Raw genomic sequence first — 21,106 nt, forward strand, 5'->3', positions numbered from 1 at the left:
CCGGTGGCGCCCCTGTTGGACAGCCAGGGATCAGCCCTTCTTCGCGCCCTTGCCGAAGTAGTGGTTGTAGGCCATCTTGAAGTCGACCATGTAGTCGTTCTGCCACTGACCGGCCCGCTGCGCAAAGACGCGCTGGCTGTCCAGCACCTTCTTGAACAGGGGGTTCTCGCCACCCTTCTTGGCCATGATCTTGTCCCAGGCCGCGAGCTGCGCGCGCAGGATGGTGTCGGGCGTCTTGTAGAACTTGATGCCCTTCTTCTTCAGGTCGATGTAGTCCTCGGAGTTGCGCTGAATGGCCTTCCAGCTCATGTCGGCGCTGGCGGCCTGAACACCGTAGTCGATGATGGCCTTGAGCTCGGTGGGCAGCGCCTTGAGCTTGCCCGTGTTGAACAGGATCTCGAACTGTTCACCGCTCTGGTGGAAGCTCTGCAGCATGCAGTTCTTCACCACGTCGGGGAAGCCCAGCAGGCGGTCGCTCGTCGCGTTGTTGAACTCGGCCGCGTCGATCAGGCCGCGGTCCAGCGCGGGCACGATCTCGCCACCGGGCAGCGGGTTCACCGCAGCGCCCATGTCGGTGTACATGTCCACCGCCAGGCCCACGGTGCGGAACTTGACGCCCTTCAGGTCCTCGGCCTTGGCGATCGGTTTCTTGAACCAGCCGAAGGGCTGGGTCGGCATGGGGCCGTACAGGTAGGAGGTGACGTCCAGGTTCAGGCTTTTGTAGATCTCGGCCAGCAGGTCCTTGCCGCCGCCGTAGTTGTGCCAGGCCAGCAGCATGTTGGGGTCCATGCCGAAGGACGGGCCGGAGCCCCACAGGGCCAGCGCCGAGTTCTTGCCGTAGTGGTAGGCCACCACGCCGTGGCCGCCGTCCAGCGTGCCCTTGGCCACCGCTTCGAGCAACTGGAACGCGGGCACCACGGCGCCCGCCGGCAGCACCTCGATCTTCAGCTTGCCACCGGCCATGTCGTTGACCTTCTTGGCGAAATCGGAGGCGTACTCGTGGAAGATGTCTTTCGACGGCCAGGTGCTCTGGAACCGCAGGCTGGTGGTCTGTGCGGTGGCGATCATCGGCGCCGACATCGCGCCTGCCGCGACGGCTGCGCCCTTGATGATGTTGCGGCGTGAAGGGGCGGCTTTTTTGTCACTCATCGAGGGAGTCTCCAAGGAGGTGAAAGAGCGTTTCATCATGCGCGGCATGTGTCGCCGTGCGGACAGGGGTTTTCACCAACCACTGTCGTGTCTGGGACTGCAAGATGCGAGGCCAACAGGGTCTTTCAAAAAGGCGCAGGAAAGGTGAAAAAAAGAGGGTGATTTGCGGGGCCCGCCGGACACCGGCGTGCGCTTCCCTACAATACCTGTCAGGGTATGGCGTGATGCCGCCCCGGACTTGTCCCCATGCACACAGGAGTGCCCATGACCACCGTCCACGACCCCGAACGCCAACGCGCGCTCGTGCTGCGCCTCAAGCGGGTGGAGGGCCAGTTGCGCGGCATCCAGAAGCTCATCGAAAGCGACGCGGACTGCGAGACCGTGGCGCAGCAGATGGCGGCGGCGCGCAAGGCCCTCGACAAGACGTTTTTCGCCATGGTGGGTTGCGTGATCGCACAAGGTGACGTGCCGCCCGACGATGTGGCCGATATGCTGTCGCGTTTTGCCTGACACACCATTTTGGGAAGCCGACCCGCCATGAAGCCCCTCCAGTTGTTCGACCCCGACTCCAGCACTTTCACCTATGTGCTGTTCGACCAGTCCACCCGCGACGCGCTGATCATCGATCCGGTGGACGAGCAGATCGAACGCGACCTGGCGACGCTGCGCGAGTACGGCCTGAAGCTCGTGTGGACGGTGGAGACCCATGCCCACGCCGACCACATCACCAGCGCCGGCAAGCTCGCCGAGCTGACCGGCGCCAGGACCGCCGCGCCGGTCGGTTGCGGCATCGGCACGGCGGGGGTGCAACTGCGGCACGCCGACACCCTGTCGTTCGGTGGCGAGACGCTGAGCGCCCTGCACACGCCGGGACACACCGCCGGCAGCATGAGCTTCGTGTGGCGTGAGCACGTGTTCACCGGCGACACGCTGCTCATCAACGGGTGCGGCCGCACCGACTTCCAGTCCGGCAACGCCGCCGACCTTTACCGCAGTCTCACGCAGGTGCTGTTTGCGCTGCCCGACACGACCACCGTCTGGCCGGGTCACGACTACCAGGGCCGCAGCCACTCGACCATCGGTCAGGAGAAGGCCGGCAATCCGCGGGTGGCGGGCAAGAGCGAGGCCGAGTTCGTGGCCCTCATGGACGCCCTGAACCTGCCCAAGCCCAGGCGCATCGACGAGGCCGTGCCGGCCAACCTCACCTCCGGCATCCGCCACGACATGGACGGTGCGCTGCTCATGCAGCCGCGACCCACCCAGAGCGGCTACGCCGGCGATGTGTCGCCGCAGCTGGCCTGGCAGTGGGCGCAGGCGGGCCGGGCGGTGCTGGTGGACGTGCGCACCGATGCCGAGCGTGAATGGGTGGGTTTTGTGCCGGGCGCCGTGCCGGTGGCCTGGAAGCAGTGGCCGGGCATGGCCATGAACCCGCAGTTCGACGACGCCGTGCGGCAGGCCGCGGTCGGCGGGAAGCCGCTGGTGCTGTTGTGCCGCAGCGGCGTGCGCTCCATCGCCGCCGCCAAGCGGGCCACCGAGCTTGGCCTGGAGGCCTACAACATCCTGGAAGGTTTCGAGGGCGATCCGGACGCCCAGGCTCAGCGGGGGCGAAAGGGCGGCTGGCGCCACCACGGTTTGCCCTGGCGCCAGAATTGAGCCGGTGCGCGGTCCCGGATGGCGAGGCGACCCGGCGGTTTCTGGCCTCGGCGGGAGGGCAACGGCGCCGCTTATCGGATGAACAGCCCCAAACTTGAGAAGAAAGCGTAACAACCCCTGTCAACCTTGACAGGTGGTGCGGGGGTTTCATTTTGTTTCTTTTTTCAATGGGTTCTTCTTTACTCAGGAGAATCCCATGGAACTGCTCGAAACCACCGCCCGTTCAACACCCCGTTCGGCACCCCGTTTGAGTGCGGCACTGGAGGCCCGCGTGGAGCGGGACTTTGCGCCGCGCTGGAACGGTCTCTGGAGCGGACGTTTCGCCGTCCAAGGCGCGCGGCCCGGGCCCAATTCGGTGCGGTTGGACGGCAACGACTACCTGGCCGTCTCGGGTCACCCGGACATTGTTCGCGCGCAGGTCGAGGCCCTGACCCGCTGCGGCAATTTCGCGGTGCAATCGGGCGTGTTCATGCACGATGAGCACCCGACCCGCAACCTGGAGCTGAAGCTGGCCGACTGGGTGGGCATGGACGACGGATTCGTCTGTCAATCGGGTTACGCGGCCAATGTCGGTCTGATCCAGTCGGTCGCGAACCAGGACACGCCGGTGTACCTGGACGGACAGGCCCACGCCTCGCTGTGGGAGGGGGCGCACGCGGCCCGCGCCCCGGCGCACGTGTTCCGCCACAACGACCCGCAGCACCTGGACAAGCTCATGTCGCGCGCGGGGCCGGGCCTGGTGGCGGTGGACTCGGTCTACAGCACCACGGGCGCCCTGTGTCCCCTGGAGGAGATCCTGGAGGTGGTCGAGCGGCACGGTTCCATGATCCTGGTCGACGAATCGCATTCGCTGGGCACACACGGTCCGCGCGGCGCGGGTTTGTGCGCGCAGCTGGGCGTGACCGATCGCGTGCACTTCATCTCGGCCAGCCTGGCCAAGGCACTGGCCGGCCGTGCGGGCTTCTTCAGCGCCCCCGCGAAGCTGCGGTACCACATCCTCACGTCGAGCTTTCCCAACATCTTCAGCTCCTGTGTGCTGCCGCACGAGGCGGTCGGTCTCGGCGCGACCGTGGACGTGCTGCAGCAGGCCGATGCCGCGCGGGCCACGCTGCAGCGGCACACCCGCCGCATGCGCCAGTCGCTCACCGACATGGGCTACCCGATCCATCAGGGGACCGAACAGATCATTGCGCTGGAGGCCGGGCTCGAACCGGCCACCATCCGCCTGCGCGACGAACTGGATGCCCGGGGTGTGCACACCGCGTTTTTTGGCGCGCCCGCGACCAGCCGCAACCGGTCGCTGGCCAGGATGACCCTGCACGCCGCGCTGACCGAGGCCGAGTTGAGCCACGTCGAGGCGGCCGCGCAGGAAGTGGCGGCGCTGGTGAAGCCCTGGGACTGGCCCGTGGCGCGCCGGAACCGGGGCGCGACTCAGCTGTCGTGAATCGCGCGGGAGCCCTGCACGTCCAGGAAGTTGTGGTACGGGTACACCGGGTGCGGTGTGTCGGCATCGTCCAGGCTGAACACCGCGCCGCTCAGCAGGCTCTCGTTGCCGATGGGAAAGGCGGGGGCGGTGCGGATCGGACCGCGCAGGCCCAGCTGCTGGTGCAGCTCAACCGCGGGCAGGAGGGCGCCGCTTTGAATGGCGCGCACGGTGTCGGACCCCAGCCCCGCCGAGCGGGCCAGCTCGGCGACGTCGTTGAGACCGGCGGCGGGTTCGAGCTGCAGCCAGTGGCAGCGACCCGCCGCGTCCAGCCCGAACATGCCAAACGGCTCACCCAGCACCACGTACTCGATCCAGTGCTTCAGTGCATAGGCCTGCAGCGCCTCGGCCAGTGAAGGCACCTGCAGCAGCGACTGTTGCGCCGGTTGCAGCGCGGTGCGCCACAGCGTGTTGAGCCGGGGGTGGGCCGCGTGGGCCAGCCGGACCAGGGTGGTCAGCAGGCGCCCGGTGATGTCGGCCGTCTGTTTCGGGATGAACTGGTCGATCAAACCCTGGTTGAAGGCCTGGATGGCGATCTGCTCGTCGGCCTGACCGGTCAGCAGGATGCGCGAGCCCGGCCAGTCCAGCAGGGTCTTGAGCACCTTGAGGCCGTCGGTTCCGGGCATGGCGTAGTCGACCACGCAGGTGTGCGCCAGCTGGTAGCGCGCCGGGTGGTTGCCCCAGTAGCTCATCACCTGCGGCAGCAGCGGATGTCCCTGGCGCCAGCGCTCGATCATCAGCAAATGCAGCGCCGCGTCGGCTTCCCACTTGGCGGGTTCATCGCGCATGCGGGCCAGGAATGCCGCAGGGCGGGAGTACAGCTCCACCTGCATGTGGGTCGGCACGACCATGCCGAGCATCTCCAGGTAGTCGATGTCGTCATCGAGAAAGAGGATGCAGCCCGAGCGGTGGTACAGGGGAAGTTTGAGGGCCATGGATCAAGCGGTATCGGGTGACGGTTCGGCGGACGTGGGGCGGTGGATCGGCAGGTCGATCGTGAAGGTGGCGCCATGCGGTGGTTCGGAGTGCAGGCTCAGCACCCCGTCTGCGGCTTCCACCACGTTCTTGCAAAAGGTCAGGCCCAGTCCGTTGCCCACGGTGTTTTGCAGCGAGAAGAAGGGTTCGAAGACCCGCTGCTGTTTGGCCAGGGGAATGCCCATGCCTTTGTCGGCCACCGTGAAACGTCCTCGGCCCCCGGACACCTCCACCGTGATGTGCAGCGCGCCGGTTTGCAATGCCTCGCTGGACGAGGCCAGTGAATGCAGTGCATTTTTGATCAGATTCACCAGCACCTGGGCAAACTGGGCCCGCGAGCCCAGGAAACAAAAATCTTCCTTGAGGTTCAGGGTCACGCACTCGCGCTCCCCCGGTGAGCGGTAAGGGTACTGCGTCACCACGTCCTGAACCAATTCAAACCCCATGATTCGCGTGGTCGGGCGGGGCAGGCGCAGCAACTGGGCATTGGAAATCTGGGTGTCGATCTGCCGGTTCATGCTGCGCACCATGCTCTGCAAACGGACCGACAGGTCTTCGAGCTTCTTGCGTTTGCCCTCGGGCATGTCGGCCTGGGCCAGACCGCGCAGCACGTCGCCCATCAGGTTCACCGACGCCAGCGGCGTGCGCAACTCGTGCGCCATGACGCCCATGGTGCTCAGTGTGTTGATGAGCCGCGCCCGGCGCAGGTTGGCGCCCGACATGCCCAGCATGATGCTCATGACCCAGGCGAAAGACAGCACGGCGAGGTTGTCCAGGTCCAGACCCAGCCACGCCTGGTCGGTCCGGGTGAGTTCAAACAGCACCGCCGCCAGGGCAAACCCGGTCACCGAGCCCAGCGTGGCCAGGCGCCAGTCGGTGATGTGGTAGTAGATCAGGAGCATCGAGCAGAGGCTGGCCAGCCAGACCTTGTTGCCCTCGTTCATCAGGTACATCCAGCCAAAGTACAGCGGCAATTGTGTCCAGAAGATCAGGCCGAACACCCAGATGCTCGTGGTGGCGGTCAGGTCGCGGTTCACCCGCTTGAGCAGCAGCAGCAGGCCCATGACGGCCAGTGCAACACGCACGCTGAAAACCTCGTAGGGCTGCGGCAGCAAGCGCCCCCACAGCCACGCGAACAGGAAATGGCCGCCGAACGTGAACAGACCCAGCCACTGAGTCCGCACCGTGGATGGGTGCAAAATAGGTTCCAGAGGAGCGTGGACGACTTCGTCCACCACCCAGCGCCAGAACCTTGCACTGGCGTTGTGAACCCACAGGCGGTCCAGCGGCAACATGTATTCCTTTCAGCTACGGTTCAAACCTTTCGCCAGAGCCTCTGGGACGAAGTGGTGCATTGTCCCTTTTGCGGGGCGTCCCCGGTCATGACCTTGCCTGTCAATTTTGACAGCGTGGGGGTCGACGCCATTCTGGCCGATTGGGTTCGTGCGCTGCAGGACCACGGCGTGGAAGCGGTCCTGGTGCTCGGTCCGAATCCGCTGGGCGGGCGCGATGAGCGCGAGGTGCTGGCGGTGCACCCGCCGCGCCTGCTCGGTCCGGCACAGGCGCTGGCCGAGAGCCCCGACTTTGGCGCCAGCTGGCGCGACAGCGATGCGCCCCTGGTGGCCTGGCAGGACATTTCCAAATCGGCCTACGCCGAACAGGCCGGGCGCTGGCGCCGCCTGTGGCTGGCGCACGGCCACCAGACGCTGGTGCGCGTGGCGTTCAGCCTGCCGGCGGGCCGGGCGTTCGAGTGCTTCATGTTCAGCCCGCGGGCGTTTGCGGACCGCTCGGAAGCGGCCTCGCTGGCCTGGTCGGCGTTCAACATCTGGCCGATGCTGCGGCGCGCGATCGCCGAGCAGCGCGTGACCCTGAGCCCGCGCGAGCAGGAGAGCCTGAACCTCGCGTTCGAAGGGTTGACCGCCCGCGAAACGGCGCTGCGCATGGATTGTTCCGAGCGCACGGTCAATTACCACCTGGCCAACGCCATGGCCAAGCTCAAGACCGACAACAAGCTCTCGGCGGTGCAGCGGGCCTGCTGGATCGGTTTGATTTGACCCACCCCCGCCACGCTGCGCGTGACCCCCTCAAGGGGGCGACGCAGGTGGCCCGGCAGAGCCGGTTCCACCGCATCCTGGGGGCATTCACCTCGCGCCGGATGAGCGCTTCCGCTTGCAGGGGTTGCGTGGGCTGTCCGGCAGCGTCCGTGCTGCGCCGCCGCATATTCGGTGTTGGCCCTTGTTCATAATCGGACCATGACATTCTTGGCCCTGGACGTAGGCAACACGCGATTGAAATGGGCGCTGTACGACGCACCCCGGGTGGGGGGCCGGTTGCTGGCGCATGGCGCGCAGTTCCTGGAAAACATCGAAAAGCTCGCCGAGGGCGACTGGAGCGTGCTGCCGGCCCCCACCTGGGTGCTGGGTTGCGTGGTGGCCGGAGACGCCGTCAAGCGCCGCGTGATCGAGCAAATGGAGCTGTGGGACGTGTCCCCGCAATGGGTGGTCTCCAGCGCCGCAGAGGCCGGACTGACCAATGGCTACGATCACCCGGCCCGGCTCGGGTCCGACCGCTGGGTGGCCATGATCGGTGCGCGCCAGCGGCTGTTGCAGCAGGGGCGCCCACGGCCTTGCGTGGTGGTGATGGTCGGCACGGCGGTGACGGTGGAGGCCATCGACGCCGAGGGCCGTTTTCTCGGCGGCATCATCCTGCCCGGCCACGGCATCATGTTGCGCGCGCTGGAGTCGGGCACCGCCGGCCTGCACGTGCCCACCGGCGAGGTGCGCGACTTCCCCACCAACACCAGCGACGCGCTCACCAGCGGTGGCACCTTTGCCATCGCAGGGGCTGTGCAGCGCATGGTGGACAACCTCCAGAACCACTGCGGCGAAGCGCCCGTGGTCTTCATGACCGGTGGGGCCGGCTGGAAGATGGCGCCGAGCATGTCGACGCCGTGCGAACTGGTGGACAGCCTGATCTTCGACGGGCTGCTGGAAATCGCACATCAAAGGCTGGGGTAGCCCCCCGCGCCGCAGGCGGCACGGGGGGTTACTCCACCCCCCACGGCAGCATCAGCGTCACCGCCAGCAGCTGTGCGAACTCGGGTTCGAAGGCGTCGATGATCTGCTGCGGGTCGGGGCAGAGGGCGCTGTCCGAAATCACGCCGAACTGCACGCCGCCGCCGTAGCTCAGGATCGACACGCCCAGGCCCACGGTGCCGGTCTGCGGCACCCAGAACATGGTCTGTTCCAGCGTGGCGCCGCAGAACTTCAGCTTGGTCGCCGGCCCCGGCACGTTGGTCATCACCGCCGTCGTCTTGCGGCCAAACAGGCTCAGCATCGCGTCCTGCGCGGGTTTGATCAGCAGTCCCGCTACCGACAGCAGGCCGAAGGTCAGCAGCGGCTGCAGGCTGCCTTTGAGCGCGTTCATGCGCGAGCGCACCGTGTACACGCGCTCGATGGGGTTGTCCATGCCGATCGGCAGCACCAGCGGGATCAGGCCGAAGCGGTTGCCCAGTTTCCAGGCGTCTTCCATGGGCCGCAGGTTGATCGGCACCATGGCGCGGATCTCCTGGCCTTTCGGGTCGTCCCCCTGCTGCTTCAGGTAGGCGCCGATGGCGCCGGCCACGCAGCCGAGCAGCACGTCGTTGACCGAGCAGTTCAAGGCCTTGCCGATGGCCTTCACCTCGTCGAGCGGAATCGGCTGGCCCCAGGCCACGCGTTTGCTGCCCTGGGGCTGGCCCTTGAGGCGGGTGGGCGAGTCGTCGGGCATGAGGGCGAGCGCGGCAAGGTCGCTCGCGAGCTGGCCGCCCATGCGGGCGAGTTCCACCGCCTGCCCCAGCGAGTCGCTGAGCCCCTGCTGGGGCGAGGCCAGCAGGGCAAACGACTTGGCCGCGCCGCCGCCGGCGGCCTCCAGCGCCCGGGCGGTCAGGTCGCCGAACGGGCGGATCAGGGTGTCGGCCACCCAGTCTTCGGCGGCGTCCATCCCGCTTTTGGTTTCTCTGGCTTTGCGCTTCGGTGGCAAGGCGCCCCCATCGACCAGGCTCATCATCACGCCGATGAGCGCGATGCCGTCGGCGATGCAATGGTGGATGCGGGCCACCAACGCCGAGCCACCGTCGTAGCGCTCGACCAGCTCAAAGCGCCACAGTGGGTGCTGTGCGTCCAGCGGCTCCATCGCCAGCGTGCCCACGCGTGCCTGCAGGGCCTGCTGCTCGCTGTGGCCGCGCTGCCGGGTGAGCACGTGGCGCACCACGTGGCGGTGAATGTCGAAGTCGGCGTCGTCGATCCAGTGGGCGCCGGCCGCGTCCTGCCGCGCGACCTGCACGAAGCGGCGGTAGGGCAGCAGGCGCTCGCTCACGCGTTCGGTCAGCGCTTCCAGGGTGATGCCCGGGCGCAGGATCCAGACCCCCACGATCATCATCAGGTTGGTGGCCGAGTCCATGCGCAGCCAGGCGGTGTCCACCTTGCTCATGCGCTCGCCTTCCAGCCCCAGCGTGGTCGCCAGGTTCGAGGCCGTGGCGGCGCGTGGGCGGGGAGGGGCTGCGGCTGGACGCGTTGCCCGGGAAGTGCGCTGAACCATGGGGTCTCCTGCTGCGCCGCGTCATGGCGCGGGGTCTGTGGTTGGGTGCTGGCGTCTATTTTGCCGGTGGATCCAAACGTAAGATACCGGGCCAGCCCTTAGCCCGGCCCTCCGCCGGCGCCCCATGCTTTCCACAGGAGCCCCAACATGTCCGATCTGCAGTCCCGTTTCGACGCCGCCGTGGCCAACTCCAAGAACCTCAGCGAGCGCCCGGACAACGCCACGCTGCTGAAGATCTACGGCCTGTACAAGCAGGCCACCACCGGCGACAACACCGAGAAAAAACCGGGCTTCGGCGACATGGTCGGCCGTGCCAAGTGGGATGCGTGGAACGGTCTCAAGGGCACGGCGGCCGACGCCGCGAAGCAGCAGTACATCGACCTGATCGGGTCGCTGGCCTGAACTCCCTCGCCGCGCTGCGCGCGACCCCTTCAAGGGGGCGATACAGGCGGCCCGGCGAAGCCGGTTCCACCGCATTCTGCGGCCAGGGGATCTCGCGCAGGCGGAGATCTCTGCCTGCCCCTCAGGGGGCTTTCTTCTTGGTCGCCGGCTTTTTCTTTTTCTCGGCCAGCAGCTCGTCGAGGTTCTTGACGATTTCGCTTTCGATGCGGTCCCTGAACGCGCCCAGCAGGAAGCCGAGCTGGGCGTCGAGTTCGAAGTGGTCGGCCGAGACCTTGAGCGTGCCCTTCACGCCCGAGCGGGTGAACTGCACCTCGTCGCAATCGTCGCCCTCTTCGTAGGCGCAGGCCATGTCGAACTCGGCCTCGGCGTGTTCGGCCCATTTCCAGGCCACCTTGCGAGCGCCGCTCAGACCCAGTTGGTGGGAGCGCTGAATGTGGATGTCGGCCATGGGTTGTCCTGTTCAGTGGGTGGGAAGGGGTGATGCGGCGGGCGCGAGCGCCTGCAATGCGGCCTGGCGATCGTCGGCGCCCATGGCGGCGAGCGCGCGAACCGCATCATAAAACCGCGCAAAGTCCCGGCCTTCGCGCTCGAACAGCACATCGAAAGCGGGCACCCACTGGTCGTAGGCGGCCTGCGCGCCAAAGGTCGCGTTGCTGGCTTGCGCCACCCAGGCGTCGTAGCCTTTGTAGCCCCCCCAGCCCTGCTTCAGCTCCTGGTAGCGCCGGCGGAAGTCGTCCATGGCCGCGGCCTTGCGCTGCCGTTTGGTGTCGTCGTCGAGGCTGACGTCGTCGTACACGGCCTGCAGCCGCTGGCGCGTGGCCAGCGCGTGCGCCCGAAAGGCCTGCCGGCGGCCGTCGAATTCGGCGTAGGCCTGGCGTGCCGGTTCGTCGGCCTGGGCCAGCCAGCGGGCACCGCCGATGCGTTCGACCGCCGTGGCGAAGGACTCGTTGAACACCGTGTCGCCCGAGGCATAGACGACCTGGTGCGCCAGCTCGTGAAACAGCAGCCGGGCCAGTTCGCCCTCGGGGTAGCCGATGAAGGTGTTGAGCAGCGGATCGCCGCCGGCCCAGTTCATCCAGCCCAGGGTCGAATACGCCGGCACCGGGTAGACCGCCACGTCCATGTTCGACGACAGGGCCGCCGCGAACGCCTTGGCTTCGGCCTCGTCGAAGTAGCCGCGATAGCCCACACAACCCGCCACCGGAAAGCACCAGTTGTGCAGCTTGAGCGACAGCTCCGGCGCGGCCACCACGTTGTAGACGGCAGCGCGGCGCTGGAGGTCGGCATAACGCCGGTAGCTCGCGTTGTCCGGCAAGCCCAGTTCGGTCACGGCGAAACGGCGCATGCGCTGGGCCAGCACCAGTTTTTGCTGCAGGACCGGCGGCGTGGCCGGGTCGTCGAGCCAGTCCTGCACCGGGCGCGCCGCGTGCATCAGCTTCAGGTGGCCGGTGACCGACTGCCAGTAGTAGCTGGGACCAGCGTCTGTAGCAGCGCAGCCGCCGACGAGACTGGCAACAAGGAGCTGCGCCAGCAATCGCCGTGGCCCCGCCACATGAGGCAACCGCGAGACGGCACCGCAAAGAAACCATCCCCTCAGCCCAAGAAGGGCAGCCCTGCCAGCACACGCCGAAGATCCGGCTTCGCCGGTCCGAGGGCGTGGTCCCCCTGGGGGGACGCCGCGCAGCGGCGCAGGGGGGATCATTGTTTTTCCACCTCAACCAGACAGTCATAGAACACCGGCCCCCGTCCCATGTCGGTCAGCTTCTGGCTGGTGAGCTGGTTGACGTTGGTGCCGTCCAGCCCCAGCTTGCGCCACCAGATGCCCAGGCCGTTGACCACGCCAGGTCGCGCCCGCGCCGACACCTTGGCCTTGCAGCGGTATTCGCCCCGGCCGTTGAAGACCCGCACCGTGTCGCCGCTCTGGATGCCACGCGCCTCGGCGTCCTCGGCGTGCATTTCCAGCAAAGGCTCGCCTTCGATGTCGCGCAGGCTCTTCACGTTGACGAAGCTGGAGTTGAGGAAGTTGCGGGCCGGTGGCGAGATCATGGCCAGCGGGTGGCGCGGGTCGCTGCCTGCCGTCTCGAAGTTGGGCAGGTGGTCGGGCAGGCCGTCCTGTCCCTGCGCGGCGAGTGCGGCGCTGAAGAACTCGCAGCGACCCGAGGCGGTAGGGAAGCCGCCTTGCGCGAAGGGCGCCTCAGGCAGCGGCAGGGTGGCGAAACCCTGGGCGAGCAGTTGATCGAAATCGATCGATGTCCCGAAGGCTGTGCGGCACAGCGTTTCATCGTCGTCGGCGAAGCAGGGCTCATCGAAACCCATGCGTGCGGCGAGCGCGCGGAAGATGTCGGTGTTGCTGCGCGACTGCCCCAGCGGCGCGATGGCCGGCTGGTTGAGCAGCACGTCGGTGTGGCCGTAGCTGGTGTGGATGTCCCAGTGCTCCAGCTGCGTGGTGGCGGGCAGGATGTAGTCGGCGTAGTCGGCGGTGTCGGTCTGGAAGTGTTCGAGCACCACGGTGAACAGGTCCTCGCGCTCAAAGCCTTTCACCACCCGGCCCGACTCGGGCGCCACCGCCACCGGGTTGCTGTTGTAGACGATGAGTGCCTCGATCTTCGGACCAAAATCCGGCGAGGCCTCGCGCAGCAGGTCGTCGCCGATCGTCACCATGTTGATGGTGCGTGGCGTGCGACCGGTCAGCAGGTCGGGCCGTTGCAGCGCGGCGCGGCGGACCGGGAAGTGGCCCGAGGCCGAGAGCAGCAGGCCGCCCGCGCGGTGCCGCCACGCGCCCACCAGCGCCGGCAGGCAGGCCACCGCCCGCACCGCGTTGCCGCCACCGCGCACGCGCTGCATGCCGTAGTTGAGCCGGATCGCGGCGGGCTTCGTCGTGCCGTAGGCGCGCGCGAGGTCAACAATCTGCTGCACCGGCACACCACAGACCTCGGCCGCACGCTCGGGCGGCCACTGCAAGGCACGTTCGCGCAGCGCTTCCCAGCCCAGCGTGTGCTGCGCGATGTAATCGTGGTCCAGCCAGTCGTGGGTGATCAGCTGGTGCATCAGCGCCAGCGCCAGCGCGGCGTCGGTGCCGGGGCGCAGAGCGATGTGTTCGTGGCACTTGTCCGCCGTCTCGCTGCGGCGCGGGTCGATGCACACCAGCCGCGCGCCGTCGCGCTTGGCCTGTTGCGCGAGGCGCCAGAAGTGCAGGTTGCTCGCGATGGAGTTGCTGCCCCAGATCACGATCAGCTTCGCCTCGGCGAAGCACTCGACCTTCATGCCCAGCTTGCCGCCCAGTGTCTGCACCAGCGCTTCGCCGCCCGCGGCTGCGCAGATGGTGCGGTCCAGGTGGGCGGCGCCGAGGCGGTTGAAGAAACGCGCTGCCATGCCCTCGCCCTGCACCAGGCCCATGGTGCCGGCGTAGCTGTAGGGCTGGATGGCCTGTGGGTCGCGCGCGGCGACGTCTTTCAGGCGAGCGGCGATGTCGTCCAGCGCCTCGTCCCAGCCCACCGGCTCGAACTGGCCGCTGCCTTTGGGTCCGACGCGCCGTAGCGGATGGAGGATGCGCTCGGGGTGGTAGGTCCGTTCGGTGTAGCGCGAGACTTTGGTGCACAGCGCACCGTCGGTGTGCCTGTGGGCCGGGTTGCCGGCCACGCGCACCGCCTTGGTGTCGATCACGGTGGTGATCAACGAGCAGGTGTCGGGACAGTCGTGAGGGCAGGCGCCGCGCACCGTGCGTTCTTGCATAACTTGGGACATTTGGTACCGCCGAAAGTGTAGGCAGGGGAAAGGGGCTGTAGTACGCTCAAAGCCAGTGGTGACAGCTGCTCACACGGGAAGTGCGAGAGCGTGCCGAATGCATCAAAAAAGCATATCAGGAGAAACTGTATGCAACGTCGTCGGGTGATTGCGAGTGTGGGTTCGTTGGTGGGAGGGTCTGTTCTGGGGGGATGGAGCGCCATGGCTCAGGCCCAAAGCGCTGGCGGGGGCGACCGCATCGTGATCGGCCAGTCGGCCCCATTCACCGGGCCGTCTACCCAACTGGGCCTGCAGTTTCACCTGGGTGCCCAGCTTTACTTCGAGCAGGTCAATGCCAAGGGTGGCGTCAACGGGCGGCGCATCGATCTGCAGCGCCTCGACGATGGCTACGAACCCGAACGCTGTGCGGCCAACACCAAGCAGTTCATCTCCGACGGTGTGTTCGCCTTGTTCGGTTATGTCGGGACGGCCACCAGCCTGGCGGCCTTGCCGCTGGCCACCGAAGCCAAGACGCCGTTTTTTGCCCCGTTCACCGGCGCCCAGGCGCTGCGTGAGCCTTTCAACCGCTACGCGATCCACGTCCGGGCCTCCTACTTTGACGAAACGGCGGCCATCGTGCGGCAGGTCACGTCCACCGGCATCAAGAAGCTCGCGGTGTTCTACCAGAACGACGCCTACGGCAAGACCGGCCTGGAAGGCGTGCAGCGCGCGCTGAAAGCGATGAACCTGGAGACGGCGGCGCTCGGTTCGGTGGAACGCAACACCAACGACGTGGCGCCGGCGCTGAAAGACATCCTGGCGGCCAAGCCCGAAGCGATCGTGCAGATCGGCGCCTACAAGGCCTGTGCCACCTTCATCCGGCTGGCCCGCCAGCAGGGCTTTGGTGGCAATTTCTACAACGTGTCCTTCGTCGGCACCCAGGCCCTGATGGATGAGCTGGGGGCGGTGGCGAAAGGGGTGGTGGTGAGCCAGGTGATGCCCTTTCCCTATTCGCCGGCCACCCAGCTCTCGGGCGAGTACCTCGCCGACCTCAAGGACAAACGTGGCCAGGCGCCCAACTACTCGGGCATGGAGGGTTACGTGGCGGCGAAGGTGTTTGTTGAAGCGCTCAAGCGGGCCGGCCGCGGCGCCACGCGGGAATCGTTCATCGATGCCATCCACGGCATGCAGGCGGTCAACCTGGGCGGTTTCCCGGTGGATTTCGGCCCACAGAAGCACACCGGCTCGCGCTTCGTGGAGCTCACCCTGTTGACCGAGGACGGGCGCATCCGGCGCTGAAGCCCCGGCCCGGCGGCGGGCCGGATGGGCGGTGTCGCGCTCGGGCGCGACAGGTCTTGGTTACCATGAGCCTTTGACCCGGGGTGCCCGTCCCCGGGCAACCGGAGGCTCTCATGCAACTGATCGATTCCATCCTGACGCAGGCGGCCAGCATCGCGGCCGTGCGCCGCGACATCCACGCCCACCCCGAGCTCTGTTTTGAAGAGGTGCGTACCGCCGACGTGGTGGCGCACAAGCTCGCCGAGTGGGGCATCCCGGTGCACCGGGGCATGGGCACCACCGGTGTGGTGGGCATCGTGCACGGCCGCGACGGCGGGGCCTGTGGTCGGGCCATCGGCCTGCGCGCCGACATGGACGCCTTGCCCATGCAGGAGCACAACCACTTTGCCCACAAGAGCCAGCACGCCGGCAAGATGCACGCCTGCGGCCACGACGGCCACACCGCCATGTTGTTGGCCGCGGCGCAGCACTTCGCGAAACACCGGAACTTCGACGGCACGGTCTACCTGATCTTCCAGCCGGCCGAAGAGGGCGGTGGCGGTGCGCGCGAGATGATCAAGGACGGCCTGTTCGAGCAGTTTCCGGTCGAGGCCGTGTTCGGCATGCACAACTGGCCGGGCATGCCGGTGGGCACCTTCGCCGCCAGCGCCGGGCCGGTGATGGCGTCGAGCAACGAGTTCCACATCGTCATCCGTGGCAAGGGCGCGCACGCCGCGCTGCCGCACAACGGCATCGACCCGGTGCCGGTGGCCTGCCAGATGGTGATGGCCTTCCAGACCATCATCTCGCGCAACAAGAAGCCGGTGGACGCCGGCGTGATCTCGGTCACCATGATCCACACCGGCGAGGCCACCAACGTGGTGCCCGACAGCTGCGAGATCCAGGGCACGGTGCGCACCTTCACGTTCGAGGTGCTCGACATGATCGAGCAGCGCATGCAGGCGATTGCCGAACACACCAGCGCGGCCTTCGGTGCCACGGTCGAGTTCCAGTTCAAGCGCAACTACCCGCCCACCGTCAACCACGCCGCCGAGACCGCGTTCGCGCGCGAGGTCATGGCCGAGATCGTGGGGCCCGAGCGCGTGCTGGAGCAGGAGCCCACCATGGGCGCCGAAGACTTTGCCTACATGCTGCAGGCCCGCCCGGGCTGCTACGCCTTCATCGCCAACGGCGACGGCGCGCACCGCGAGATGGGCCACGGCGGCGGCCCCTGCATGCTGCACAACCCGAGCTACGACTTCAACGACGACCTGATCCCGCTGGGCGCGACCTACTGGGTCCGGCTCGCCGAGCGGTGGCTGGGACAGGCCCGTCCGGGGCTGGCGGCATGATCAATCCCCTGTTGGCCTTTGCCAGCTCCTATGCCCGCGCCCGTGTCCAGTTTCTGGAAGGTGCGGCCACCGCCGGCATGTCGATCCGGAGCCACGACCATCCGCTGGCGGGGCGCGACGGCGAAACCCTGGCCATGGACACCGCGCTGGACGGCGCGTCCGATGCCGGGTGCCTGCTGATCGTCAGCAGCGCCTGTCACGGCGTCGAGGGGTTTTGCGGCTCGGGGGTGCAGGTGTTCGCTGCGCACGATGCCGAATGGCGCGCCCACGCCAGGGCGGCCGGCGTGGCCGTGCTCTACATCCACGCGCTCAACCCGCACGGGTTCTCCCACCTGCGCCGCGTGACCCACGAGAACGTGGACCTCAACCGCAACTTCCACGATTTCAGCCAGCCGCTGCCCGCCAACCCGGCCTACGACGAACTGCACAGCGCCCTGGTGCCCGCCGAGTGGCCCCCCACGGCCGACGCCGAGGCGCGCATCGCCCACTACATCGGCCGGCATGGCCTGAGCCGCTACCAGGCGGCGGTGTCCCAGGGGCAGCACCACCACGCCGACGGTCTGTTCTATGGCGGCATCGCGCCCACCTGGAGCAACCTGACCCTGCGGCAGGTGCTGCGCCAGCACGCGCGGACCGCGCGGCACATCGCGTGGATCGACTTGCACACGGGCCTCGGCCCCAGCGGCCTGGGCGAGCGCATCTTTGCCGGCCGCGACGACGTGGACGCGATGCGGCGCGCCCGCGCCTGGTGGGGTGGCGACGGACAGACCCCGGTGACGTCGATCTACGACGGCACGTCGACCTCGGCCCGGCTCACGGGGCTCATGTGCGGCGCGGTGTACGACGAGTGCCCGCAGGCCGAGTACACCGGCATGGCGATGGAGTACGGCACCTTGCCGCTTCTGGAGATGCTGAACGCCTTGCGCGGCGACCACTGGCTGCACCAGCACCCCGATGCGCCGGCGGGCTTGCGCACGGCGATCCAGCGGCGCATGAAAGAGGCGTTTTATGTGGACACCGACGAGTGGCGGGCCCAGGTGGTGGTGCAGGCCCGGCAGGCGATGTTCCAGGCGGTGGACGGCCTGCGCCGCCGCTGCGCCTGCGTGTGACGGCGTGGACCATCGCCCGGGGTGCGCCGCTCAGCTGCCGAGGTCGGCCCTGACCCCGGCGAGGTAGAGCCGTTCCATCGCGTCCAGCGGGTCGAAGGCGTCGGCCCGTTCGCGCAGCTGGGTGGCCCGCGCCAGCCCTCCCTCGCCCTCCAGCATCAGCAGCCCGCTGGCGTATTCATGGAGCGTGACGGCTGACCGGGGGTTGAGCGCCAGGGCTTTTTCGTAGAGTGCCAGCGCAGCGCTTTTGCGCGCGCCATGCACCATGCCGCCGATCAGCTCGCCCACCTTGTCGATGACTTCCGCGTGGAAGTTGGCCAGCGCCAGGTGGGCGTCGGCGTGGTGGGGCGCCAGCGCGATGGTGGTGTCCAGGGCGTGCCGCACCTTGCTGCCCAGCCCCTTGGTCAGGGCCTTGGCCACGCTCACACCCTGGCTGTAGCGGCCCAGCGCATAGCCTTGCCAGTACCAGGCGCCGGGAAGGTCTGGCGCAAGGGCTTGTTGCTGCTGGGCGCGTTCCGCCGCGCCCAGCAGGCGCTCCAGCCGGACCGGCTCGCTCGGTTCGACGTAGGTGGCGTGGATGCAGGCGGCCTTGTTGGCGAGGGTGAGCCCTGACGGGCCCAGCGCCAGCGCGGCGAGGGCCGCGTCCTCGAACGCCCCGTTGTGGTACAGCACCCAGGCGTCCAGCAGCGCGGCATCGGTGGGCAGCGGTTCGGCGTCACCCGCGTGCAGGTCTGCCCAGTGCCCGGTGATGCTGTCGCGGTGGTACTGGTACACGCCGGAGAAGGGGCAAGGTGTCCACGAAGGCATGGCGCGTCCCGGGGTCAGGCCGGGTTCTGGTAGGCGCCGGTGAGCTGCAGCAAATGCTGGCGCTGACCGGTTTCGAGGTAAGGCGCCAGCAGGTTGAGCACGTGCTGCGCGCCGCGCAGCAGGGCTTTCTGGGCGTTGTCGGGTTCGAGGGCGTGGCGCGGATCGCGCACGTATTCGAAGCTCAGCCAGTAGGTGAGCAGCACCACCATGCAGTTGGCCGTGGGCTCCAGCTCGCGGGCATCGAGGTCGATGGCACCGGCACGGCTCATGCCCGAGAGCAGGCTGCGGATGGCGCGGGTCTTGTTTTTCAGTACGCCCTGGAAGCGGGTTTCGAGCAGGCGGTTCTTCGACAGCAGGTCGTTGAGGTCGCGGTAGAGGAAGCGGTACTCCCAGATGATCTCGAACAGCGAGTGCAGGAAGAACCAGGCGTCTTCCACGTTGCGCACGCCGTCGCTGGCGCCCAGCAGCTCGCCGAGCGCGCGCTCGTAGCGCTCGAACAGCGAGTTGATGAGCTCGTCCTTGGCCGGGTAGTGGTAGTACAGGTTGCCCGGGCTGATGCCCAGCTCCGACGAGATCAGGGTGGTGGAGACGTTGGGTTCACCGAAGCGGTTGAACAGCGCCAGCGAAACCTCCAGGATGCGCTCGGCGGTGCGGCGGGGGGCTTTTTTCGCCATGGTTCAGGCGCGCTGGGTCTGCAGCCGCTGTTGCAGGGTGTCGAGTGTGGCGTGCAGCCGGTCCAGCGCGGCGGGCCGCCGCGGACGCAGCGGTGCGAGCAGGCGGCGCTGGCAGTCGTGGATCACGTCCATGTCCAGCGTCACACCATGGCGCTGCAGGCGCGGACCGAGCACCGAAGCGCGCTGGCGCAAGAGGCGCAGCGTCTGCTGGTAGGCGTGTTCGGCCAGCTCGCGGCGCTGGCGGTAGCTGAAGGTGTTGGCGAAAAACAGTTCGGCGTCGCGCTGGTCGGGCTCGATCAGCACGATGTCGGTGTCGGGGTAGGCGCGCTCGTAGTGTTTGAAGCCCAGCGCCAGGCGCGAGTGGATCATGGAGCGGAAGGTCTGGCTCATCACCGCCGGCAGCCCGCCCTCGACCAGGGACGGGATGCGGGTGCTGTGGCTGGCGCGGGGATCGGCGTGAAACGGCACCAGCGGGTTCAGGCAGAGCAGCAGGTCCACGCCCTCATCCAGCGCCACCGTGGCGTGCACCGTCTTCTTCAGTGCGCCATCGACGTAGTGTTTGCCTTCGATCTCCACCGGCGGAAACAGGCCGGGCAGGGCGGCGCTGGCCTGGATCGCGCGCGAGATCGGCACATGGTCCCAGCCCGGCTGGCCAAACGGCGCGGCCTCGCCGGTGTCGAGCTCGGTGGCGACCAGGGTCAGGCGCGCGCGCAGGCGGCGGAAGTCGTTGCTGCGACCGGGCTTGTCGAAGAGCCGTTGAACCTGCTCGTGAATGCCTTCGTTGTCGAGCACGCCGGTGGGCAGTGCGGCGCCCATGCGCTCGAAGGCGTTGGTGAGGCTTTTGCCTTGTGCCATCCAGGCCCAGAGCGCGCCGCCGAGCAGGCCTGGAATGCGTCTGGCCCGGTCCCTCAGCTCGCCCCAGGCCGGCTTCATCAGGCAGGCCGGGTCAAAGTGGTCGTCACCCAGGCGGTCTTCGATGAAGGCGTCGCAAAGCTGGCGCGGGGTGATGCCGTTGGCCAGACCCGCCGCAATGAAGCCCCCGGCGGACACGCCCACGTAGTGATCGCAGCCGTTGAAGTCGAGGCCCTTCAGTGCATCGGCCAGCGCGCACAGCGCGCCGATTTCGTAGATGGCGCCGAGCGGCCCGCCACCGGCGAACGCCAGCGCGATGCGCGGCCGGCGCCTGTCGCGCGCCGGGCCCTTGGGTCGAGCGGCGGGGGCTGTGCGGGTGGGCGTCATGCGATTGAGTGTAGACCGCCCACGTGACCGGTCATGTTGCATCGCAGCATGACCACGGGGCCAAAAAAAGGGGCGCCTCGCGCCCCGGATGCTGCGTGCAAACGGTGTGCACGGTCAGCGGTCTCAGGCCTTCTTGGTCCGGGCAGGGGTCTTGCGAGCGGCCGGCTTGGCCGCGGCTTTGGCGGGCGCTGCCTTGGCCGGCGCGGCTTTGCGAGCGGGCGCCTTGGGCGCGGCGACGGCCTTGATGCCCTGCTTCTGCACCAGCGCGTTCAGGGCGTCGATGCGTTCGATCAGTGCGTCGATGTCGCGCGCCGAGGGCACGCCCAGCTTGTTCAGGGCCTTGGCGACACGGTCTTCAAAAATGTTCTCCAGCTTGTCCCACTGACCGGCGGCCTTGGACGAAATCTCGGTGGCCATGCCGCTCATGCGGTTGGTGGCTTCGGAGATGCGCTCTTCGGCCACGGCCTGGGTTTTGCGCTGGATCGACAGGCCTTCCTTGACCAGCGATTCAAAGGCTTTGCCGCCTTCTTCCTGGGCCTTGGAGAAGGCGCCGAGGCCGGCCAGCCAGATCTGCTGTGCGGAGTCCTTGATGGCGCCGGACAGGGGCGAGCCGGAGGCGGCGGTGCTGGCTTTGGAGGTGCCGGATTTTTGTGTCTTGGTGACCATGGGGACTCCGTTGAAGGTGGA

At 67.6% G+C, this 21,106-nt stretch carries 20 protein-coding genes and 1 pseudogene; 10 read left to right on the top strand and 11 right to left on the bottom strand.

Annotated features, from left to right (window positions below; genetic code table 11):
* Positions 1-30: 30 nt before the first annotated feature.
* Positions 31-1,149 carry a TRAP transporter substrate-binding protein gene (locus IV088_RS17280; RefSeq protein ID WP_291104719.1) on the bottom strand — a complete coding sequence of 373 codons (1,119 nt, stop codon included), beginning with the start codon at positions 1,147-1,149 and terminating at the stop codon, positions 31-33.
* A gap of 264 nt (positions 1,150-1,413) precedes the next feature.
* Between IV088_RS17280 and IV088_RS17285 the strand changes: the two genes are divergently transcribed.
* From IV088_RS17285 to cqsA, 4 genes and pseudogenes are all read left to right on the top strand, one after another.
* A complete protein-coding gene (locus IV088_RS17285; protein WP_291104722.1) occupies positions 1,414-1,659 on the top strand; it encodes a metal-sensing transcriptional repressor in 246 nt (81 codons plus the stop codon).
* A 27-nt stretch (positions 1,660-1,686) separates the two neighbouring features.
* Positions 1,687-2,187, top strand: a pseudogene (locus IV088_RS17290) (MBL fold metallo-hydrolase); the annotation flags it as partial.
* Between the two features lie 204 nt (positions 2,188-2,391).
* Complete coding sequence (locus IV088_RS17295) at positions 2,392-2,802, top strand: rhodanese-like domain-containing protein (protein WP_291104959.1); 411 nt, start codon at positions 2,392-2,394, stop codon at positions 2,800-2,802.
* A gap of 196 nt (positions 2,803-2,998) precedes the next feature.
* A complete protein-coding gene (gene cqsA / locus IV088_RS17300) occupies positions 2,999-4,246 on the top strand; it encodes an alpha-hydroxyketone-type quorum-sensing autoinducer synthase (protein ID WP_291104724.1) in 1,248 nt (415 codons plus the stop codon).
* On the opposite strand, the gene IV088_RS17305 is transcribed toward cqsA, so the two are convergent.
* Together IV088_RS17305 and IV088_RS17310 are read right to left on the bottom strand one after the other, a co-directional pair.
* On the bottom strand, positions 4,234-5,220 hold the full coding sequence (locus IV088_RS17305; RefSeq protein WP_291104728.1) for a response regulator: 987 nt from the start codon (positions 5,218-5,220) through the stop codon (positions 4,234-4,236). The genes cqsA and IV088_RS17305 overlap by 13 nt on opposite strands.
* Positions 5,221-5,223: 3 nt before the next feature.
* Entirely contained in the window at positions 5,224-6,555 is a 1,332-nt protein-coding gene (locus IV088_RS17310) for a HAMP domain-containing sensor histidine kinase (RefSeq protein WP_291104730.1), read from the bottom strand.
* Positions 6,556-6,642: 87 nt separating this feature from the next.
* On the opposite strand from IV088_RS17310, the gene IV088_RS17315 reads away from it, so the two are divergent.
* A complete protein-coding gene (locus IV088_RS17315) occupies positions 6,643-7,314 on the top strand; it encodes a helix-turn-helix transcriptional regulator (protein ID WP_291104732.1) in 672 nt (223 codons plus the stop codon).
* A gap of 198 nt (positions 7,315-7,512) precedes the next feature.
* Positions 7,513-8,277: a type III pantothenate kinase gene (locus IV088_RS17320; protein ID WP_291104734.1), complete on the top strand. Its 765-nt coding sequence runs from the start codon at positions 7,513-7,515 to the stop codon at positions 8,275-8,277.
* Positions 8,278-8,305: 28 nt separating this feature from the next.
* Here IV088_RS17320 and IV088_RS17325 read toward each other — a convergent pair whose 3' ends face one another.
* The gene (locus IV088_RS17325) at positions 8,306-9,730 is read right to left on the bottom strand and encodes a wax ester/triacylglycerol synthase family O-acyltransferase (protein WP_291104962.1); all 1,425 of its coding nucleotides are present in this window, start codon (positions 9,728-9,730) and stop codon (positions 8,306-8,308) included.
* A 255-nt stretch (positions 9,731-9,985) separates the two neighbouring features.
* On the opposite strand from IV088_RS17325, the gene IV088_RS17330 reads away from it, so the two are divergent.
* The gene (locus IV088_RS17330) at positions 9,986-10,240 is read left to right on the top strand and encodes an acyl-CoA-binding protein (protein ID WP_291104736.1); all 255 of its coding nucleotides are present in this window, start codon (positions 9,986-9,988) and stop codon (positions 10,238-10,240) included.
* Positions 10,241-10,361: 121 nt separating this feature from the next.
* On the opposite strand, the gene IV088_RS17335 is transcribed toward IV088_RS17330, so the two are convergent.
* The 3 genes from IV088_RS17335 to IV088_RS17345 all read right to left on the bottom strand — a co-directional run bounded on the left by IV088_RS17335 (position 10,362) and on the right by IV088_RS17345 (position 13,972).
* Positions 10,362-10,688: a polyhydroxyalkanoic acid system family protein gene (locus IV088_RS17335; protein WP_291104739.1), complete on the bottom strand. Its 327-nt coding sequence runs from the start codon at positions 10,686-10,688 to the stop codon at positions 10,362-10,364.
* A gap of 12 nt (positions 10,689-10,700) precedes the next feature.
* Positions 10,701-11,774: an aminopeptidase gene (locus tag IV088_RS17340; protein ID WP_291104742.1), complete on the bottom strand. Its 1,074-nt coding sequence runs from the start codon at positions 11,772-11,774 to the stop codon at positions 10,701-10,703.
* A 164-nt stretch (positions 11,775-11,938) separates the two neighbouring features.
* Positions 11,939-13,972 (bottom strand): molybdopterin oxidoreductase family protein, encoded by a 2,034-nt coding sequence (locus IV088_RS17345; RefSeq protein WP_291104744.1) that lies wholly within the window; start codon positions 13,970-13,972, stop codon positions 11,939-11,941.
* Positions 13,973-14,113: 141 nt separating this feature from the next.
* Between IV088_RS17345 and IV088_RS17350 the strand changes: the two genes are divergently transcribed.
* From IV088_RS17350 to IV088_RS17360, 3 genes are all read left to right on the top strand, one after another.
* Positions 14,114-15,262, top strand: coding sequence for an ABC transporter substrate-binding protein (locus IV088_RS17350; protein ID WP_291104747.1), 1,149 nt, complete (start codon positions 14,114-14,116; stop codon positions 15,260-15,262).
* Between the two features lie 113 nt (positions 15,263-15,375).
* Positions 15,376-16,593 (top strand): M20 aminoacylase family protein, encoded by a 1,218-nt coding sequence (locus tag IV088_RS17355; protein WP_291104750.1) that lies wholly within the window; start codon positions 15,376-15,378, stop codon positions 16,591-16,593.
* Positions 16,590-17,702 (top strand): M14 family metallopeptidase, encoded by a 1,113-nt coding sequence (locus IV088_RS17360; protein WP_291104753.1) that lies wholly within the window; start codon positions 16,590-16,592, stop codon positions 17,700-17,702. Before IV088_RS17355 ends, IV088_RS17360 begins: the two co-directional genes overlap by 4 nt.
* Before the next feature lie 30 nt (positions 17,703-17,732).
* Here the strand turns inward: IV088_RS17360 and IV088_RS17365 are convergent, their stop codons facing one another.
* The 4 genes from IV088_RS17365 to IV088_RS17380 all read right to left on the bottom strand — a co-directional run bounded on the left by IV088_RS17365 (position 17,733) and on the right by IV088_RS17380 (position 21,085).
* Positions 17,733-18,506 carry a hypothetical protein gene (locus tag IV088_RS17365; RefSeq protein WP_291104755.1) on the bottom strand — a complete coding sequence of 258 codons (774 nt, stop codon included), beginning with the start codon at positions 18,504-18,506 and terminating at the stop codon, positions 17,733-17,735.
* Positions 18,507-18,520: 14 nt separating this feature from the next.
* Positions 18,521-19,180 carry a TetR/AcrR family transcriptional regulator gene (locus IV088_RS17370; RefSeq protein WP_291104758.1) on the bottom strand — a complete coding sequence of 220 codons (660 nt, stop codon included), beginning with the start codon at positions 19,178-19,180 and terminating at the stop codon, positions 18,521-18,523.
* Positions 19,181-19,183: 3 nt separating this feature from the next.
* Positions 19,184-20,419 (bottom strand): patatin-like phospholipase family protein, encoded by a 1,236-nt coding sequence (locus IV088_RS17375; RefSeq protein ID WP_291104761.1) that lies wholly within the window; start codon positions 20,417-20,419, stop codon positions 19,184-19,186.
* A gap of 123 nt (positions 20,420-20,542) precedes the next feature.
* Positions 20,543-21,085, bottom strand: coding sequence for a phasin family protein (locus tag IV088_RS17380; protein WP_291104763.1), 543 nt, complete (start codon positions 21,083-21,085; stop codon positions 20,543-20,545).
* Positions 21,086-21,106: the final 21 nt, after the last annotated feature.

Source organism: Hydrogenophaga sp., from assembly GCF_018780075.1.
GTDB lineage: Bacteria > Pseudomonadota > Gammaproteobacteria > Burkholderiales > Burkholderiaceae_C > Hydrogenophaga.

Excerpts from the sequence above, each read along its gene's own strand:
- IV088_RS17280 (WP_291104719.1), bottom strand. The coding sequence starts at position 1,149 with ATGAGTGACAAAAAAGCCGCCCCTTCACGCCGCAACATCATCAAGGGC.
- IV088_RS17285 (WP_291104722.1), top strand. The coding sequence starts at position 1,414 with ATGACCACCGTCCACGACCCCGAACGCCAACGCGCGCTCGTGCTGCGC.
- IV088_RS17295 (WP_291104959.1), top strand. The coding sequence starts at position 2,392 with ATGCAGCCGCGACCCACCCAGAGCGGCTACGCCGGCGATGTGTCGCCG.
- cqsA (WP_291104724.1), top strand. The coding sequence starts at position 2,999 with ATGGAACTGCTCGAAACCACCGCCCGTTCAACACCCCGTTCGGCACCC.
- IV088_RS17305 (WP_291104728.1), bottom strand. The coding sequence starts at position 5,220 with ATGGCCCTCAAACTTCCCCTGTACCACCGCTCGGGCTGCATCCTCTTT.
- IV088_RS17310 (WP_291104730.1), bottom strand. The coding sequence starts at position 6,555 with ATGTTGCCGCTGGACCGCCTGTGGGTTCACAACGCCAGTGCAAGGTTC.
- IV088_RS17315 (WP_291104732.1), top strand. The coding sequence starts at position 6,643 with ATGACCTTGCCTGTCAATTTTGACAGCGTGGGGGTCGACGCCATTCTG.
- IV088_RS17320 (WP_291104734.1), top strand. The coding sequence starts at position 7,513 with ATGACATTCTTGGCCCTGGACGTAGGCAACACGCGATTGAAATGGGCG.
- IV088_RS17325 (WP_291104962.1), bottom strand. The coding sequence starts at position 9,730 with ATGAGCAAGGTGGACACCGCCTGGCTGCGCATGGACTCGGCCACCAAC.
- IV088_RS17330 (WP_291104736.1), top strand. The coding sequence starts at position 9,986 with ATGTCCGATCTGCAGTCCCGTTTCGACGCCGCCGTGGCCAACTCCAAG.
- IV088_RS17335 (WP_291104739.1), bottom strand. The coding sequence starts at position 10,688 with ATGGCCGACATCCACATTCAGCGCTCCCACCAACTGGGTCTGAGCGGC.
- IV088_RS17345 (WP_291104744.1), bottom strand. The coding sequence starts at position 13,972 with ATGCAAGAACGCACGGTGCGCGGCGCCTGCCCTCACGACTGTCCCGAC.
- IV088_RS17350 (WP_291104747.1), top strand. The coding sequence starts at position 14,114 with ATGCAACGTCGTCGGGTGATTGCGAGTGTGGGTTCGTTGGTGGGAGGG.
- IV088_RS17355 (WP_291104750.1), top strand. The coding sequence starts at position 15,376 with ATGCAACTGATCGATTCCATCCTGACGCAGGCGGCCAGCATCGCGGCC.
- IV088_RS17360 (WP_291104753.1), top strand. The coding sequence starts at position 16,590 with ATGATCAATCCCCTGTTGGCCTTTGCCAGCTCCTATGCCCGCGCCCGT.
- IV088_RS17365 (WP_291104755.1), bottom strand. The coding sequence starts at position 18,506 with ATGCCTTCGTGGACACCTTGCCCCTTCTCCGGCGTGTACCAGTACCAC.
- IV088_RS17370 (WP_291104758.1), bottom strand. The coding sequence starts at position 19,180 with ATGGCGAAAAAAGCCCCCCGCCGCACCGCCGAGCGCATCCTGGAGGTT.
- IV088_RS17375 (WP_291104761.1), bottom strand. The coding sequence starts at position 20,419 with ATGACGCCCACCCGCACAGCCCCCGCCGCTCGACCCAAGGGCCCGGCG.
- IV088_RS17380 (WP_291104763.1), bottom strand. The coding sequence starts at position 21,085 with ATGGTCACCAAGACACAAAAATCCGGCACCTCCAAAGCCAGCACCGCC.